This window comes from Xenorhabdus sp. IM139775, from assembly GCF_028598745.1.
Taxonomy (GTDB): domain Bacteria; phylum Pseudomonadota; class Gammaproteobacteria; order Enterobacterales; family Enterobacteriaceae; genus Xenorhabdus.
In genome coordinates, this window is the sequence record NZ_JAQRFK010000201.1 from 1 (window position 1) to 1121 (window position 1121).

Genomic DNA, 1121 nt, shown 5'->3' on the forward strand with positions numbered 1-1121 from the left:
TACGCCAAGAACCCAGTTTCCGTGGGTTGATAGTCGCGATAGTGGCCGGCCCAATATCGGGCAAGGGGGTTATCCGACCTGCAAAGCGTGGTGGTCAGCCTCTAAAACCGGACTGGAAGCCAGAGTGCTGGCACAGGCTGATCCGGGATTATGGCTGCGTTTGTCAGCGGCCCTGAAAATGATGGGAAAAGACAGCCGTGAATATAGAGAAGCGGTGATCCGCCGTCTGGTCAGTCCGGTTAACCTGGCGATGTCGCAGGACGGTTATGTGTATGCCGGCTATGGCGGCAATGCGGATTTTACCCTCTGGGATCGATCCAACCGGGTCGGTGCAAGTGCGGGCGCGATGTTGGGCGGATTGATTGCCTATCCGATGTTTGATGCCGTGCGCCAGGCCTTGCCGATGATGCAGGCGGTGATCCTGATGGCGTTGTATATCCTGCTGCCGTTGATTTTGTTATTTGCCGCGTATGAATTTAAGACCGTTTTTACCCTGACGTTTGTGATTTTTGCACTGAACTTCCTCACCTTCTGGTGGGAAACCGCCCGCTGGCTGGACAGTTTTCTGCTGGAAGCCCTGTACGCTTCAGAAACCCACAGCCTGTTTAATCTGGCCGGATTGCAGAACACCTCCGATGACTTAATTATGGGGCTGGTAATGGGCACGCTGTTTATCGTCCTGCCGATGGTCTGGCTGGGGGCACTGACGTGGGCCGGGGTGCGTATGGGGGATATGGCTGGCATGATGAGCCAGGGCGTGGGGCAGGTCAGGCAGTCTGCCGGGATGTTCGGGCAAATGGTGATGCAGAAAATGATGTCTGGGAAAAAATAGCCGAACGGAGCATTAAAGTGATAAAGAGTAGGGTAACTGTACCCTGATTAATGTTACTCCGATGGCTCAATATGTCTGTTTTCAGTGATGTTAACTATATGTCTTTTCATAATGCTGAGACTCTGATATTTCTTATTCCTTTCAACGTCTTTTTTTCTGACGCCGCTTTTAAAAAAATGTCCACATTTTTAATCAGTTGCCACATAAATTGGCAACCATGATTACGGGTCACCGTTTCATGTAACGATTGCCATAACCGCTCTATTTTGTTCAACCAGGGCGAATAAAC

The 1121-nt window shown here is 50.8% G+C and carries 1 protein-coding gene and 1 pseudogene; one reads left to right on the plus strand and one right to left on the minus strand.

Annotated elements, in window-relative coordinates; translation table 11 throughout:
- A partial coding sequence (locus PSI17_RS16975; protein ID WP_273553078.1) for a conjugal transfer protein TraG N-terminal domain-containing protein occupies positions 1–832 on the plus strand: 832 nt, incomplete at its 5' end.
- A gap of 106 nt (positions 833–938) precedes the next feature.
- Here the strand turns inward: PSI17_RS16975 and PSI17_RS16980 are convergent.
- Positions 939–1121, minus strand: a pseudogene (locus tag PSI17_RS16980) (IS630 family transposase); the annotation flags it as partial.